The organism is Microvirga sp. HBU67558 (assembly GCF_018069605.1).
Taxonomy (GTDB): domain Bacteria; phylum Pseudomonadota; class Alphaproteobacteria; order Rhizobiales; family Beijerinckiaceae; genus Microvirga; species Microvirga terrae.
Window position 1 is genome coordinate 1 of record NZ_JAGPUP010000015.1, and the last position, 234, is coordinate 234.

The 234-nt window shown below is 67.1% G+C and carries 1 pseudogene; it reads right to left on the reverse strand.

The annotated features are described in order from the left end of the window. Positions 1–234: pseudogene (locus KBI52_RS00060) on the reverse strand (protein norD); the annotation flags it as partial.

Sequence of the window (234 nt, forward strand, 5' to 3'; positions counted from 1 at the left end):
GCGCTCCGAGCCAGAGCCGCCGGACAGCAGGTCGCTGCGCGCCCGCACGAGCGCGTCGATGTCGAGCTCTTCACCATCAGGCTGCGCCCGTAGGATCTCATGCTTGGGCCTCAGTGCCTCGAACTGCCGACGTACGCGCCGGATCATCCGGCCTGCATTGTCGTCCGCCTCCCATGCCTCACCCTGTTCGGAAGCAGGGGCCGCGAGCACACGGCAATGGTTCGGCAGATAGAC